The sequence below is a fragment of the Mycobacterium sp. TKK-01-0059 genome (assembly GCF_000709305.1).
Lineage (GTDB): Bacteria > Actinomycetota > Actinomycetes > Mycobacteriales > Mycobacteriaceae > Mycobacterium > Mycobacterium intracellulare.
This window is the reverse complement of record NZ_KL446995.1, coordinates 97,759-113,213: the sequence shown is the minus strand read 5'-3', so window position 1 is coordinate 113,213 and position 15,455 is coordinate 97,759. Positions and strand designations below refer to the sequence as shown.

Genomic DNA, 15,455 nt, shown 5'->3' with positions numbered 1-15,455 from the left:
TCGCACCACCAGGTCGCACACCTACACCGCATCACGAAAGCTGTAGCCGCTCACCGCTATTCGAGCAATTCCGAAAGCTCCAGCCAACGGCTCTCGGTCGCGGCGACCTCGTCTTCGAGCGCGCGCAGCTCCTGCGTGAGCCGGGTGATGCCGACATGGTCGGACTGGTCGTGGGCGGCGAGTTCGTGGTGTTTGTCCTCGATCCGGTCCGCCAGCCGCGCGAGCTGGCGGTCGAGGGAGGCTACTTCTTTCTCGGCGGCGCGGCGCTGGGCGCCCGACATCGCGGGCCGCGACGCCTGCGACGGCTGCGACTCCTGCGCCGACCGCGAAGCCTGCGCCGGCCGCGCCTCTTCGGTGCCCGCCCCGTCCTGCCGCCGCTCGGCCAGCCGCAGGTACTCGTCGACGCCGCCGGGCAGGTGCCGCAACCGGCCGTCGAGCACCGCGTACTGCTGATCGGTGACCCGCTCCAGCAGATAGCGGTCGTGCGAGACGACGATCAGCGTTCCCGCCCAGGAGTCGAGCAGATCCTCCATTGCCGCCAGCGTGTCGGTGTCCACGTCGTTGGTCGGCTCGTCGAGCAGCAACACGTTGGGCTCGGACAGCAACGTGAGCATCAGCTGCAGCCGCCGACGCTCGCCGCCGGAGAGATCCGCCACGCGGGCGGACAGCTGGCCGCGTCCGAAGCCGAGCCGCTCGAGCAGCTGGGCCGGGGTCACCTCACGGCCGTCGACCTGGTAGGCGCCGGGCAGCCGGCCCAGCACGTCGGCGATCCGGTCGTCGTCGACCGCGCCCAGCGCGTCGCCCTGTTGGTCGAGGACCGCCAGCCGCACCGTCTTGCCGCGTTTGACGCGGCCGGCATCGGGCGCGATCGTGCCGTCGATCAACCCCAGCAGCGTGGACTTCCCGGCGCCGTTGGCCCCGACGATGCCGGTGCGCTCGCCCGGGGCGATCCGCCACTCGACGTCGCGCAGCACCGGCCGGCCGCCAAACGAGACCGACACGTCGAGCAGATCGATCACGTCCTTGCCGAGCCGGGCGCTCGCCAACTTGGCCAACTCGACGGTGTCACGCAGCGGCGGCACGTCGGCGATCAGCTGGTTGGCGGCCTCGATCCGGAACTTGGGCTTGGAGGTCCGCGCCGGGGCGCCGCGACGCAGCCACGCCAGCTCCTTGCGCATCAGGTTCTGCCGCTTGGCTTCGGCGACGGCGGCCATCCGGTCCCGCTCGACGCGCTGCAGCACGTAGGCCGCGTACCCACCGTCGAACGGCTCGACGATCCCGTCGTGCACCTCCCACGTCGTGGTGGCGACCTCGTCGAGGAACCAGCGGTCGTGGGTGACCAGCAGCAGCCCGCCGGTGTTGCGCGCCCAGCGCCCCTTCAGGTGGCCGGCCAGCCAGGTGATCCCCTCGATGTCCAGGTGGTTGGTGGGCTCGTCGAGCGCGATGACGTCCCATTCGCCCACCAGCAACCTGGCCAGCTGCACCCGCCGGCGCTGCCCGCCGGAGAGCGTGGCAACCGTTGCGTCCCAAGCGATGTCGGAGACCAGCCCGGCGACCACGTCGCGGACCCGCGGGTCGCCGGCCCACTGGTGTTCGGCGGCATCGCCGACCAGGGTCCACCCCACGCTGTGGTCGGGGTCCAGGGTGTCGGCCTGGCTCAGCGCGCCGACCCGCAGCCCGCTGCGCCGGGTGACCCGGCCGGAATCGGGCTGTTGCTGGCCGGTGAGCAGCCGCAGCAGGCTGGACTTGCCGTCGCCGTTGCGCCCGACGATGCCGATTCGCGCGCCGTCGTTGACCCCGAGCGTGATCGACCCGAACACCACCTGGGTCGGGTATTCGAGGTGTACGGCCTCGGCTCCGAGTAGGTGCGCCACCGGCCCGACCCTACTGGCGCGTGCTATTCCAGCGTCAGCAGCGCCTGGTCCACATGGCTTTGCGTTTCCGCTGACGCCTTGCTGGCCACGGCGTCCAGGAAGCGGCCGGCGACGTCGCGCACCTTGAGGTTTTCCTCCTGGGAACGCCACACCAGGATGTCGAACGCCCGCTCGGCGGAAATGCCGTAGGTGACCATCAGCACGCCCTTGGCCTGCTCGATGCGGGCCCGGGCGTCGGCGACCGCCGACAGCACATTGGTGATGTCGGTGTGCAGCGAGTCGGTGACGTCGACGTAGAAGCCGGACGTGCCGGCCAGCGCACCCGCGTCGTCGACCATCCGATCCCCGGCGACGACGACGCAGTGGGTGCGCCCGGCGGTGTCGATGATGCGGTGCCGGCTGCTGAACGGCTTCCCCTTCATCACCCGCTCCAGCACAGCCGCCACCCGTTCGCGGTCCTCGGGATGCTTGTGTTGCAGCAACAGTTCCGTGGTGGGCTGCACCTGTCCGGGCTTGTAGCCGTGCATGCGCGCCACCGCGTCCGACCATTCCCAGCGATGGCCGTCCAGAAAGAACCGGAACCGGCCCACGCGCTGCGGATCGCCGAGACCGAGCACCGAGTCGACCGCGGTGAGGTCGCTCTCCTCGACGACGTCACGCATGAGCGCCTCGCGGCGCTCCACGGTTTCGTCGTCCGAGTTCACTGTCATCGCGCCTTGCTCCATTCCCGTTTGTGAAAACCCTGGCGTATCGGTTCCCGTTTTTTGCCCCGTCCATGCCTGCCGGCAGCGGATGGGTCGCTCAGGCCACCCGGTACCGCTCGGCGTCGCTGTGCTTGAACTCCAGGCCGAACCCCGGCCGGTGCTGATCCGGCCGCAGGGCGCCGTCCTCGGGGGCGAGCGCGCCCTCGAAGAGCATGTGCTCGATGCGGTGGTGATCGTGGAAGTACTCCAGGTGCCGCAGATTCGGGATGGCGGTGGCGACGTGGGCGTGCAGGTTGGGGGCGCAGTGCCCGGAGACGTCCACGTTGCGGGCGGCGGCCACCGCGGCGGCGCGCACCCAGTCGGTGATGCCCCCGCAGCGGGTGACGTCGATCTGCAGGCAGTCGACCGCGCCGGCGGCCAGCATTCGGTGGAAATAGGCCAAGTCATAGCCGTATTCGCCGGCGGTGACGTCCGGGGTCACCTGGTCGCGCACCTCGCGGAGCCCGGCCAGGTCGTCCGAGGAGACGGGTTCTTCGAACCACGTGACGTCGTGATCGGCCATGGCGTGGGCCACCCGAATCGCCTGCTTGCGTTGGTAGGCCCCGTTGGCGTCGACGTACAGTTCGGTGTCGGGCCCGATCACCTTGCGCGCCAAGGCGATTCGATCAAGATCGCGACGCTCGTCGGAGCCCCATGACTCGCCGATCTTGATCTTGACGCGCGGGATCTGCCACTCGTCGACCCAGCGTTCGAGCTGGGCGCGGGTGGTGCGTTCGTCATACGTGGTGAAGCCGCCGCTGCCGTAGATCGGCACCTTGGGATGCGCCATGCCGAGCAGTCGGCACACCGGCAGCCCCAGCAGCTTGCCCTTGAGGTCCCACAGCGCGGTGTCGATCGCCGAGATCGCGCACGACACCAAACCCGGCCGCCCGTTGTTGCGCATCGCCTTGACCATCGACTCCCACCGGGCGGGGATGTCGACGGCGTTGTGCCCGGTGAGCGTGCCGGCCAGCGGCCCGGTGATCAGCTTGCCGGCCGCGCCGTCGCCGTAGGTGTAGCCGATTCCGCGCTCGCCGCCGGCCGACACCTCGGCCAGCACCAGCGTGGTCGACGACCAGGCCAGGGTCCCGTCGGCTTCCGGTGCGTCGGTGGGGATCTTGTAGACCTGCGCGGTGACCTCGTCGATGGGCGTGTCGAGCCGCGCGGCGGTCGTCATCGCGCCCACCGGCGGCCCGCGCGCGCCGTGAGCCACGCGCCCACACCCGCGGCGCCCAGCGCGCCGGTGCCGCTGACGACCGGGTGCTGCGACGCCCACAGCTGCGGGCTGTGGGTGTGCGACTCGTCGTCGAATTCGCCGCGGGCGCCGTGATCGCTGCCGGGTTGCTGGTCGAGCGGTTCCCAGAGGTTGTGGGGCCGGCCGGCGCTGACGTGCTCCTCGGTCTGCTGCGAGTCGTATCCGGTGCGACCGAGGTAGCGGTCCAGCAGCGGCGCGACGAACTTCTGCGCCAGCAGCGTCACCATGGTGGAATCGCCGACCCAATACTGTTTGCGCCCTGGGTGATCCGCGGCGTACAGCACGCCGCGGGCGGCGACCTCGGGCTGATAGATCGGCGGCACCGGTTGGGGGTGGCGGGGCAGCCGGGACAGCACCCAGGAGAACTGCGGGGTGTTGACCGCGGGCATCTGGACCACGGTGATCCGCACCTTCGAGCCCTCGTGGAACAGCTCGCAGCGCACCGACTCGGTGAACCCGTTGATGGCGTGTTTGGCCCCGCAGTAGGCCGATTGCAGCGGGATGGATCGTTGCCCGAGCGCGGAGCCGACCTGCACGATGGTGCCGCGGTCGCGGGGGCGCATCTTGGCCAGCGCGGCCATGGTGCCGTGCACGTAGCCGAGGTAGGACACTTCGGTCACGCGTTTGAACTCCTCGGGGCTGATCTCGGTGAACGGCGCGAACACCGAGGTGAACGCCACGTTGACCCAGACGTCGATGGGTCCGAACGTGGCTTCGGCCTCGTCGGCGGCGGCGACGACGGCCGCGTGGTCGGCGACGTCGGTGGGGATGGCAAGCGCTTTTCCGCCGCCGGCCTCGACGTCACGGGCCGCGCCTTCCAGCCCCGCGGCGCCGCGGGCGAGGAGGGCGACGTTCGCGCCGCGCTGCCCGAACTGCTGGGCGGTGGCGCGCCCGATGCCGGCGCTGGCTCCGGTGATCACCACTGTTTGAGTCATCGCAATCCCTTTCGCTCGCTGTCGGGCACCCGATCAGTCATGGTGGGCGGCGTCGTCGGTGAGGGTGGCGGTGCATTCCAGCATCAGCGCGTGCGCGAATGCCTGTGGGAGGTTGCCGCGGAGCTGGCGCTGCTGCACGTCGTATTCCTCGCAGAACAGGCCCGGCGGCCCGCAGGCGGTGCGGTTGCGCTCGAACCACCGCATCGCGCAATGGGCATGGCCCTGTTGGTGTTCGGCCAGCGCCATCATGAACCCGCAGAGCAGGAACGCTCCCTCGGCGTCGCCGAGGTCGCGTTCGTCGTGCCGGAAGCGGTAGACGAACCCGTCGTCGGCGAGTTCCCGGCGAACGGCGTCCAGCGTGGCGATGGTCCGCGGGTCGTCGGCGGGCACGGCCCCGCGCACCGGCGGCAGCAGCAGCGATGCGTCGACCCCCTTCTGCCCGGGGCTGCGTTGCCAATACCCGTGCGGGTGCAGGCTTTCCGATGCGGTCTCGGCGAGGATCGCGTCGGCCAGCGGAGCGCACGCAGCCACCTCGGGTCCGGCGCCGGCCAGTTTCGCGACGGCGCGTAACCCCCCCACGCAGGCCAGACGTGACTGCGTCCAGCGCTCGTTGTCGATCTCCCAGACGCCCGCATCCGGTTCGCGCCAACGCTTTTCGATGGCCTTGATCGCGGTCTGCGCCGCGCGCCAGCCGTCGGCATCGAGTCGGTCGGCGGCGCCCGCCTTGGCCAGCAGCTGGAGTGCCTCGCCGAAGGCATCCAGCTGGAATTGCTGATTGACCCAGTTGCCGATCTTGTCGGCGCCGCCGGGATAGCCGGGCAGGTCGAGCGTTTCCTCCCCGGGCACGGCGCCGCCGGTGATGGTGTAGGCGGGCTTGAGGTTCGGGCCGTCCTCGAGCAGCCGGGCGCTGATGAACTCCACCGCCCGGTCGAGCAGCTCGGTCGTGCCGACGGCGGCGGCGGCCATGCCCGCGTACACCTGGTCGCGGATCCAGGAATAGCGGTAGTCGTAATTCTGGTTGGAGTGCGCGCGTTCGGGCAGGCTCATGGTGGCGGCGGCGACCATGCCGCCGCCGCTGCTGGTCAGTCCCCGCAGCACGGCGTAGGAGCTGCGCCCGTCGCGGGGAGCGATGGTGCAGCTCAGCTCGGGCACACTGCGCTGCCAGGCCGCGGGGGTGGCCTCCCAGGCCAGGTCGGGGTCCGGGGGCTGGTCGGGCAGTGCGTGTTCCGACAGTTCGAGCACCAGGTCGTGGTGCTGGCCCTCCTCGAGTGTGATCTCACAGGTGAGCAACTCGCCCTTCTCCTGGGCGGCCCGGACGGGGCGCGCGTCGCAACCGGCCTGCCAGCGCCAGCGCAGCGGCCCCGAGCGGGCGCTCCACACCCGGTCATGAACGGTCGCCTTGCCGGGGCCGTGCCGGCCGAATCCCGCACTCGGCGCCAGCAGCACCCGCACCCGCGCCGTCCCGCGGCAGCCGGTGAGCCGCCGCAGCAGCACCGCCCGGTCCGGGTCGCCCGGAAAGGCCAGCGCGTCACGGCATTCCACGATGCCGTCGCGGGTGGTCCACCGGTTGCGCCAGATCAGGCTGCCCGGTTCGTAGTAGCCGCCCCAGACGTGCCGCACGTCGGTCGGGGTGACGGCGTAAACCCCGCCGCCGCCAATGAGATTGGAGAAGACGGCGTCGGAATCCCAGTGCGGCGCGCACATCCACGCCACGTCGCCCTGCGGTCCGATCAGCGCGCCCCGCTCGCCGTCTGCGAGCAGCGCGTACTCGCGCAGCACGCGGGGGGCGAAGGTGGTCGCGGTGTCGATCTTCAGGTCAGCCACGGGCTCCAGCCTTCGACCCCCGCCCCACGCCGGTATCGATCTTTCCGGTGGCCATTCGTTCGGCGAGCCGCGAGGCCAACGCCATGATCGTCAGCGCGGGATTGGCGGAACCCTGGGTGGGGCACACCGAGCCGTCGGCGAGAAACAGGTTCGGCATGCCCCAGACCCGGTGATCGGAGTCGACCACCGAATTCTGTGGCCCGGTGCCCATGCGGGCGCCGCCGATCAGGTGGGCGAAGCGCTCGATGGTCAGCACGTCCTGGGCGTCGGCGGCGTGCAGGATGTCGCCGATCACCTTGGTGGAGTAGGCCATGTTGGCCTTGTCGTTGTCGCAGAGCGTGTAGTCGAACCGGGCGACCGGGATGCCGTACGGGTCCTTCTCTTCGGCCAGCGTCACCCGATTGTCCGGCAGCGGCAACAACTCGTTGAGCACGCCGACGGTCGCCCAGTGGTTGTAGTCGCGCATGTACTCGCGCAGGGCGCGGCCCCAGTGCCCGTCCGCCATCACGTGTTCGGCCCAGCCGATGGGCATCGGCGACACCGTCTGGATGGAGAACCCGCGGGCGAACCCGCGAGAGAGGTCGGTCTCGTAGAACTGTTCGGAGCTCACCTCCGGGGGAGGCGCCTTGTACATCCGGACCTCCTCGGACCAGCGGCCCGCGGACTGGGTGGCGCCCTGCACCATCACGTAGCGCCCGACCTGATCGTCGTTGTTGCCCAACCCCTTCGGAAAGCGCTCGCTCACCGAGTTCAACAACAGGCGCGGTGTTTCGATCGAATACCCGGCTACGGCAACCACTTTGGCGCGCTGCAACCGTTCTTTGCCGCCCACCTCGTCGTAGTAGACCACACCCCGCGCCGCGCCCGTCTCGTCGAGTTCGACGCGCGAGGCCATGCAGTTGGCCCGGATCTCCACGTCGTGGGCCAGCGCGTCGGGAAGGTGCGTGACGTACGGGCTGGCCTTGGCGTTGACCTTGCAGCCCTGCAGGCAGTAGCCGCGGTAGATGCAGTGCGGGCGGTTGCCGAACGTGCCGTTGACGATGCCGACGGGCCCCACCCGCATCTCGATGCCGAGCTTGAGCGCGCCCCGCCAGATTTTGGCTGCCGCCCCCGAAATGGGATGCGGGGCAAAGGGATAGCGATGCGGGTCGCCCCACGGCCAGTTCTGGCCGGCCACCGGCAGCTCGAGCTCGACCTGCTCGTAGTGGGGTCGGATGTCCTCGTAGCGCAGGGGCCAGTCGGCGCCCACGCCGTCCCGTGAAAAGGTCTGAAAGTCGCTGGGGTGGAACCGCGGGGTGTAGCCGGCGTAGTGCACCATGGAGCCGCCCACCCCGCGCCCGGAGTTGTTCTTGCCCAGCTCAATTGGGTCGTCTCCGCCGATGATGCGCTTCTGGGTCCAGTACAGCGCGTGGGAGCCGGCCTCGTCGGACACCCAGTCCTCGTCGGGGTGCCAGAACGGGCCGGCCTCGAGGATCACGACCCGCCAGCCGGCGCGCGCCAGCCGCTGCGCCAGCACCGAACCACCGGCGCCGGCCCCGACGACCACCAGGTCGACCTCGTCGTCGTCGCGGTAGCGGCGCATGGTCTTTTCGCCGGGCAGGTCGCGCGAGTGCACGTCGAGCAGGAACCGCGAGTCGTTGTCCTTGGGTCCGACGGCCCCCTTGAGCAGGCCACGCCAGAAGTCGCCCATCACACCTCGCCGTTCTGCACGACCTGCACGGGGTCTTCGTCGGTGGCGCCGGGCATCTCGTACGGTTCACGCGCGGCGTCGGGCCCGGTGGCGCCGCCCAGGCGCATGAACCCGCGCGGGTAGGCGGGGCCGCCGAACCCGATCTCGTTCCAGGCCCACGGGTGGGAGTAGAAGCCGGACAGCGTCATTCGCATGCACACCGACCAGGCGCGCTTGACGTTCAGGTTCTCCCAGGCACCGCCCTCCAGCTCGCCCTGCGAGAACTGCCCGACGATCTGTTCGCGGGTTTCGGTCCCGGCGGCGGCGAAGGAGGATGCGCCGTATCTGGCGGCGGTCTCGTCGAGCCCGCGCAGCACCAAGCGCCACGTGTCGCGGTCGTCGGGCATGTCCGCGTACTGGTAGCCGTCGAGGCGCCCGTCGGCGAGCTTGGAGTCGACCGATTCGGCCGCCGGGACGCGCGGCTCGTCGTCCTGCGCGAGCACCGTGTCGCAGAACGCGCGCAGGCACGGCTCCTCTTCTGCGGTGAAGAACCGCAGGGGGCCGGGGGGTTCGAGCCGGGCCAGCACCACTTTCCTGGTGGCCTCGTCCCAGGTGCCGGCGGTTTCCAGCACGTCGAAATCGGGGTAGCGCCCGATCATCTGCGGCGTGGTGCCGCGGCGCTGCTTGGGCAGCCAGGACGGGTGCGGCGGCTTGCCGTCGGGGCGCAGGTTGGGCAGGTGGTCGGGGCGTGAGGTGTCAGCCATCTCAGTGATCCCGATGCCTAACCCCGGAACCGTTCGCGGCGCAGGATCGACGCCAACAGCCCCATCCCGCCGACCATGCACATCAATCCCGGCGCCGCGATCGGCGGGCCCATGGGCACGTTGTAGGACGCGTGCTTCCATCCGCCCGGCTTGCGGGCGACGCCGCGCGCGTGCAGGTATTCGCCCATCAGACCGTTGGCCGTGTAGATGCCGGCGGTGATCGGGAGCCACAGCTTGGCCCAGCGCCGCGAGAACACGCCCCCGACGCCGGCGACGACCACCGGCGGCGTCACCACGATCGGGCTCCACATCCACTTGTTGCCGAAGCTCGCCTTGTAGTGCTCGAAGTAGATTTCGGCCGTCGTGACGAGCGCCGCAACGGCGGTCAGCCCGGATAGCGAGCGTTCGAAACGACCGTGTGCGACGTCGTACAGCGCCCGCTCGGCCAGGTGCGAGACCTCGCCCAGTCCGTCACTTCCGGCGGTGTGGCCTTTGCGCCGTCCGCCGTTGCCGAGCAACAACATGTGAAGTCCCTTCTGCGCGTGCGTCGTGCCGGGTCACCGGCCCGGGCTGGTTTCCTGGGTGAGTCGTGGGGTGCGCAGCGGCACTGCGCTGGGGTGTGCCGTGACCGTGCCGGCCGAGTACGTCCATCGCGTCATGCGGTGACCTCTCCTTCGGGCTGGAAGGAACGCGGTCCGGCGGTCTCATAGCGCCCAGCTGTGGATTTCAACCGAAACGGTCACGACGCGTCGTGACCGAAGCGCATCGACTGCGTACCCCGTGCCCTGCCGCACAAACTGGCGCGCAGGTGATTCACAGCGAGCCACCAGGCAGGGCGCCGGGTGGCTAACGACCTACCGCCGCAGCGCACGCCGAGTCGTCGGCCGTAGCCGACGGCGAGCCACCGCCTTTCCAGCGGAGCCCGGGTCTGTTCGCATGGCGCCCGCCGCCGCCGGATCGGTGCAACCACCGCCCTTCTAGCTGCCCAGATGTGCCATGATGTCCAAGCTGTCAAGACTCAGGGAGCAGCAGTGGATGTCAATCTTTCGATGGTCACACGGCCGGTCGCGCGGCTGATCGCTACCGCGCAGAACGGGCTGGAAGTCTTGCGACTGGGGGGCTTGGAAACCGGCACGGTGCCGTCACCGTCCCAGATCGTCGAGAGCGTGCCGATGTACAAGCTCCGGCGGTACTTCCCGCCGGACAGTCGGCCCGGCCAATCGCCCGTCGGGCCGCCGGTGCTGATGGTGCATCCGATGATGATGTCCGCCGACATGTGGGACGTCACCCGCGACGAAGGCGCGGTGGGGATCCTGCACAGCCGGGGGCTCGATCCCTGGGTCATCGACTTCGGCGAACCCGACAAGGTCGAAGGCGGCATGCGCCGCACGCTGGCCGATCACATCGTCGCGCTCAGTCAGGCCATCGACACGGTCCGGGACACCACGGGCAGCGACATCCATCTGGTCGGCTATTCGCAGGGCGGCATGTGGTGTTACCAGGTCGCCGCCTACCGGCGTTCGAAGAGCCTGGCCAGCATCGTCACCTTCGGCTCCCCGGTCGACACCCTGGCCGCCTTGCCGATGGGCATCCCGGCAAACTTCGCCGCGCCCGCCGCCAACTTCATGGCCGACCACGTCTTCAGCCGGCTGGCCATCCCCAGCTGGATGGCGCGCACCGGCTTCCAGATGCTCGACCCCCTCAAGACCGCCAAGGCGCGGGTCGACTTCGTCCGCCAGCTGCACGACCGCGAGGCGCTGCTGCCGCGCGAGCAGCAGCGGCGCTTCCTCGAACGCGAAGGCTGGATCGCGTGGTCCGGTCCCGCGATTTCCGAGCTGCTCAAGCAGTTCATCGCCCACAACCGGATGATGACCGGCGGTTTCGCCGTCAACGGACAGATGGTCACCCTGACCGACATCACCTGCCCGGTGCTGGCCTTCGTCGGCGAGGTCGACGACATCGGCCAGCCCGCCTCGGTGCGCGGCATCCGGCGCGCGGCACCGGACGCCGACGTCTACGAATCCACCATCCGCACAGGGCATTTCGGACTGGTCGTCGGGTCCAAGGCGGCCCAACAAAGCTGGCCGACCGTCGCGGAATGGGTGCGATGGCTGTCCGCCGGCGGCGACAAGCCCACCAGCATCGCGCCGATGGCCGACCAGCCCGCCGAGCACACCGACAGCGGCGTGGCGCTGAGCTCCCGGCTCGCGCACGGCATCGGGGAGGCCTCCGAGGCGGCGCTGGGCATGGTCCGCGGGGCGGCCAACACCGTCGTCGCGGCCAACAAATCCGTGCGCACCCTGGCCGTCGAAACGGCCCGCACGCTGCCGCGACTGGTCCGGCTGGGGCAGATCAACGACCACACCAGGATCTCGCTGGGCCGCATCATCGAGGAGCAGGCGCACGACGCCCCGCAGGGCGAATTCCTGTTGTTCGACGGGCGGGTGCACACCTACGAGGCGGTGAACCGGCGCATCAACAACGTCGTCCGCGGCCTCATCGAGGTCGGGGTGCGGCAGGGCGACCGGGTCGGCGTGCTGATGGAGACCCGGCCCAGCGCGCTGGTGGCCATCGCCGCGCTGTCCCGCCTGGGCGCCATCGCGGTGGTGATGCGGCCCGACGCCGACCTGGCCGCCTCGGTGCGGCTCGGGGGAGTGACCGAGATCCTCACCGACCCCACCAACCTCGACGCGGTGCTGGAGTCGGACGGGCAACTGCTGCGGCAGGTGCTGGTGCTCGGCGGCGGCGAGACGCGGGACCTGCACCTGCCCGAGGACTCCGACGAGCAACCCCAGGTCATCGACATGGAACAGATCGACCCGGACGCCGTCGAGCTGCCCGGCTGGTATCGGCCCAACCCGGGACTGGCCCGGGACCTGGCGTTCATCGCGTTCAGCTCGGCCGGCGGCGAGCTGGTGGCCAAGCAAATCACCAACTACCGCTGGGCGGTCTCGGCGTTCGGTACGGCCTCGACGGCCGCCCTCGACCGCCGCGACACCGTGTACTGCCTGACACCGCTGCACCACGAGTCCGCGCTGCTGGTCAGCCTGGGCGGCGCGGTGGTCGGCGGCACCCGCATCGCGCTGTCGCGCGGACTGGACCGGACCCGATTCATCCAGGAGGTGCGCCAGTACGGCGTCACCGTGGTGTCCTACACCTGGGCCATGCTCGGCGAGATCCTCGACAACCCGGCCGATCCGCCCTTCGTCCTGCACGGCAACCACCCGGTGCGCCTGTTCATCGGCTCCGGCATGCCGACCGGGCTGTGGGAGCGTGTCGTCGAGGCGTTCGCGCCCGCTCACGTCGTCGAGTTCTTCGCCACCACCGACGGGCAGGCGGTGCTGGCCAACGTGTCCGGCGCCAAGGTCGGCAGCAAGGGCCGCCCGCTGCCGGGCGCCGGGCGCATCGAGTTGGGCGCCTACGACACCGAACACGACCTGATCCTGGAAAACGAGCGGGGCTTCGTGCAGATCGCCGAACCCAAACAGGTCGGGGTTCTGCTCGCCGCGTCCAACGGCCCGATCGATCCGAGCGCCTCCGTCAAGCGCGGGGTGTTCGCCGCCGGCGACACCTGGATCTCGACCGAGTACCTCTTCTACCGCGACGACGACGGCGACTACTGGCTGGCGGGCCGGCGCGGCTCGGTGGTGCGGACCCCGCGCGGGCTGGTCTACGCCGAGCCGGTCACCGACGCCCTGGGTTGCATCAACGGCGTCGACCTCGCGGTGACCTACAACGTGCCCGTGCGCGACCACGAGGTGGCGGTGTCGGCGGTGACGCTGTTGCCGGGCGCCTCCATCACGGCGGCCGACCTGACCGAGGCCTTCGCCAAGATCCCGATCGGGCTGGGGCCCGACATCGTCTGCGTGGTCCCGGAGATGACGCTGAGCGCGACCTACCGCCCGACCGTCAGCGCGCTGCGGGCCGCCGGGATTCCCAAGGCGGGACGGCACGTCTGGTACTTCGATGCGGAGACCGAGCACTACCGGCGGCTGACTCCCGGAGTGCGTGCCGAACTGAGCGGCGCGCGGTCATGATCGACGACGCGCTGCTGAACATCCTGGTGTGCCCGGCCGACCGCGGCCCGCTGGTGCTGATTGGCGACGAGTTGCTCTACAACCCCCGGCTGCGCCGCGCCTACCGGATCGAGGACGGCATCCCGGTGCTGCTCATCGACGAGGCCCGCGACGTCGACGACGACGAGCACGCCCGGCTCATGGCGCAATGCCCTCCGGCAGATCCCCAGTGAGGTAGCGCTGCAGGTTGGGGGCGATGGTTCGCGCGACCTGCTCGGCCGGCAGCGACGCGAACGGCTCCAGTTGCAGGATGTAGCGCGCCATCACCACACCCACCAGTTGCGACGCCACGAATTGGATGCGAATCATTCCGCTTCCCGGCGGATCGTCCACGCGGGCACCGACTTCGACGGCGATCACGTCCTGAATGAACGCGCGAAACAGGTTGATCTCCGACCCCGCCAGGATCGAGCGCAGCGTCGCGATGAACGCCGCGCCGATCTCGGAATCCCACAGCGGCAACAACATCGACGGAATCTGGTAGCCGAGCTCCTCGACGGGCACCTCGCGCAGCGGGCCGATGACGTCCATCGGATCGACCGGGACGTGGACGGCCGCGGCGAACAGCTGCTCCTTGGTGCCGAAGTAATGGTGCACCAACGCCGAATCCACCCCCGCCGACGCGGCCACCGCACGTATCGACGTGTTACGAATACCGTTGCGCGCGAACAATTCCCGGGCGCTGGTCAGAATCCGGTCGCGGGTATCGGAGTTCCCGGCCGGCCGGCCCCGCCGCCGGCGGCCGGTGTTGGTAGTCGTCACTAGGCCGTCCGTCGCCGCAGCGTCGCCGCCGCCAGGCACAGCGCCGCCAGGGCGAAGCCCAACACCACGATGATGTCGCGCACCGCGATGAAGGTCAGCTCCGGGTGCGCACCCACCTGTTGCAGGGCCTCGAGCGCGTAGCTGGCCGGCAGCACATTGCTGATCCATTGCAGCCAGTGTGGCATCACCGCCCGCGGCACGATGATGCCGGCCAGCAGCAGCTGCGGCACCATCACCAGCGGGATGAACTGCACGGCCTGAAACTCGGTGCGCGCGAACGCACTACACAACAGGCCCAGGCCGACTCCCAGCACGGCGTTGACGATCGCGATCACGAACACCCACAACGGGCTGCCCGCCGTGTCGAAGCCGAGCAGCCAGAACGACACGACGCACGCCAGAACGGCTTGCGCCGCAGCGGCCGTCGAGAAGGCGGTGCCGTAGGCGATCAGCAGGTCGAGCCGGCGCAGCGGAGTGGTAAGGATGCGCTCCAGCGTTCCCGAGGCCCGTTCGCGTTGCATGGTGATCGCCGTGATGATGAACATCACGAACAGCGGGAACAGGCCGAGCAGGATCAGGCAGGCGTTGTTGAACGGGGTCGGGCCGCCCGGGCGGTGCGGGGCGTTTTCGAACATGAAGTACATCAGGGTGATCACCAGGACCGGCACCAACAGGATCATCGCGACGCTGCGGTGATCGGCGGCAAGCTGGCGCAGGATCCGCGTCGTGGTCGCCGTATACCCGTTGAGCCCTAACCGGCTTCGCGCATGGTGCTGCGCTTGATGATGGACAGAAACGCGTCCTCCAGTGACGTGCATCCGGTGTCCTCTCGCAGTTGGGACGGGGTGGTGTGGGCGACCAGCCGGCCTTCGCGCATCAGCAGCAGGTCCCCGCAGTGGTCGGCCTCGTCCATGACGTGGCTGGAAACCAGCAATGTGGTCCCCGCGCGGGCCAATTCGGCGAATTGATCCCACAGGTCCGCGCGCAGCACCGGATCGAGTCCCACGGTGGGCTCGTCGAGCACCAGCAGATCGGGCTGGCAGACCAGCGCGCAGGCCAGCGACACCCGGGTGCGTTGCCCACCGGACAGGTTGCCGCACAAGGCCGTTCGGTGATCGGTGAGCCCGACCCGTTCGATGGCGGCGTCGGCGGCCCGGCCGTCGAACCCGTACAGCGTGGCGAAGTAGCGAACGTTGTCGACGATGCGCAGGTCGTTGTAGACGGTCGGGTCCTGCGGCAGGTAGCCGACGCGACGGCGCAGTTCGGCGCTGCCGGCAGGCTTGCCGAGCACGACGACGCGGCCCGAGGTCACGATCTGGGTGCCGACGATGCATCGGATCAGCGTGGTCTTGCCGCAGCCGGACGGGCCGAGCAGGCCGGTGATGCTGCCCGCCGCGATCCGCACGGAGAAGTCGTGCAGGGCCGGGCGTTTACCGCGGATCACGCGCAGGTGATCGATCTCTACCGCCGGCTCGGCCTGATCCGAGATTAATTCATCACGAGATGAACTCATCATGTGATGAATATTCGTCGCGCGCGGCCGCGCTGTCAAG

The 15,455-nt window shown here is 69.7% G+C and carries 13 protein-coding genes; 2 read left to right on the top strand and 11 right to left on the bottom strand.

The annotated features are described in order from the left end of the window. Positions 1-56 precede the first annotated feature (56 nt). The 8 genes from K883_RS22690 to K883_RS22655 all read right to left on the bottom strand — a co-directional run bounded on the left by K883_RS22690 (position 57) and on the right by K883_RS22655 (position 9,588). Positions 57-1,874 (bottom strand): ABC-F family ATP-binding cassette domain-containing protein, encoded by a 1,818-nt coding sequence (locus K883_RS22690; protein ID WP_036455967.1) that lies wholly within the window; start codon positions 1,872-1,874, stop codon positions 57-59. Positions 1,875-1,897: 23 nt separating this feature from the next. Then, positions 1,898-2,584, bottom strand: coding sequence for a PAS and ANTAR domain-containing protein (locus K883_RS22685; RefSeq protein WP_008257606.1), 687 nt, complete (start codon positions 2,582-2,584; stop codon positions 1,898-1,900). A gap of 91 nt (positions 2,585-2,675) precedes the next feature. After that, positions 2,676-3,794, bottom strand: a complete 1,119-nt coding sequence (locus tag K883_RS22680) for an enolase C-terminal domain-like protein (protein ID WP_051070688.1) — start codon at positions 3,792-3,794, stop codon at positions 2,676-2,678. Further along, the gene (locus K883_RS22675) at positions 3,791-4,807 is read right to left on the bottom strand and encodes an SDR family oxidoreductase (protein ID WP_036428958.1); all 1,017 of its coding nucleotides are present in this window, start codon (positions 4,805-4,807) and stop codon (positions 3,791-3,793) included. The genes K883_RS22680 and K883_RS22675 overlap by 4 nt, the downstream gene beginning before the upstream one ends. 33 nt (positions 4,808-4,840) lie before the next feature. Further along, a complete protein-coding gene (locus tag K883_RS22670; RefSeq protein ID WP_008257603.1) occupies positions 4,841-6,631 on the bottom strand; it encodes a glycoside hydrolase family 15 protein in 1,791 nt (596 codons plus the stop codon). Then, the gene (locus tag K883_RS22665; RefSeq protein ID WP_036456148.1) at positions 6,624-8,321 is read right to left on the bottom strand and encodes a GMC family oxidoreductase; all 1,698 of its coding nucleotides are present in this window, start codon (positions 8,319-8,321) and stop codon (positions 6,624-6,626) included. The genes K883_RS22670 and K883_RS22665 overlap by 8 nt, the downstream gene beginning before the upstream one ends. Further along, positions 8,321-9,064 (bottom strand): gluconate 2-dehydrogenase subunit 3 family protein, encoded by a 744-nt coding sequence (locus tag K883_RS22660; RefSeq protein WP_014711871.1) that lies wholly within the window; start codon positions 9,062-9,064, stop codon positions 8,321-8,323. The genes K883_RS22665 and K883_RS22660 overlap by 1 nt, the downstream gene beginning before the upstream one ends. A gap of 17 nt (positions 9,065-9,081) precedes the next feature. Continuing rightward, entirely contained in the window at positions 9,082-9,588 is a 507-nt protein-coding gene (locus tag K883_RS22655) for a hypothetical protein (protein WP_036455966.1), read from the bottom strand. A gap of 507 nt (positions 9,589-10,095) precedes the next feature. Here K883_RS22655 and K883_RS22650 point away from each other — a divergent pair. Continuing rightward, entirely contained in the window at positions 10,096-13,101 is a 3,006-nt protein-coding gene (locus K883_RS22650) for an acyl-CoA synthetase (RefSeq protein WP_020822765.1), read from the top strand. Next, positions 13,098-13,313 carry a Trm112 family protein gene (locus K883_RS22645; RefSeq protein WP_008257597.1) on the top strand — a complete coding sequence of 72 codons (216 nt, stop codon included), beginning with the start codon at positions 13,098-13,100 and terminating at the stop codon, positions 13,311-13,313. The genes K883_RS22650 and K883_RS22645 overlap by 4 nt, the downstream gene beginning before the upstream one ends. Here K883_RS22645 and K883_RS22640 read toward each other — a convergent pair. From K883_RS22640 to K883_RS22630, 3 genes are read right to left on the bottom strand one after another with little or no spacing between them, the layout of a single operon-like run. Further along, positions 13,279-13,902 (bottom strand): TetR/AcrR family transcriptional regulator, encoded by a 624-nt coding sequence (locus K883_RS22640; protein ID WP_008257596.1) that lies wholly within the window; start codon positions 13,900-13,902, stop codon positions 13,279-13,281. The genes K883_RS22645 and K883_RS22640 overlap by 35 nt on opposite strands. Then, a complete protein-coding gene (locus K883_RS22635; RefSeq protein ID WP_081614492.1) occupies positions 13,902-14,720 on the bottom strand; it encodes an ABC transporter permease in 819 nt (272 codons plus the stop codon). The genes K883_RS22640 and K883_RS22635 overlap by 1 nt, the downstream gene beginning before the upstream one ends. Then, on the bottom strand, positions 14,654-15,418 hold the full coding sequence (locus K883_RS22630; RefSeq protein WP_008257594.1) for an ABC transporter ATP-binding protein: 765 nt from the start codon (positions 15,416-15,418) through the stop codon (positions 14,654-14,656). The genes K883_RS22635 and K883_RS22630 overlap by 67 nt, the downstream gene beginning before the upstream one ends. Positions 15,419-15,455 lie beyond the last annotated feature (37 nt).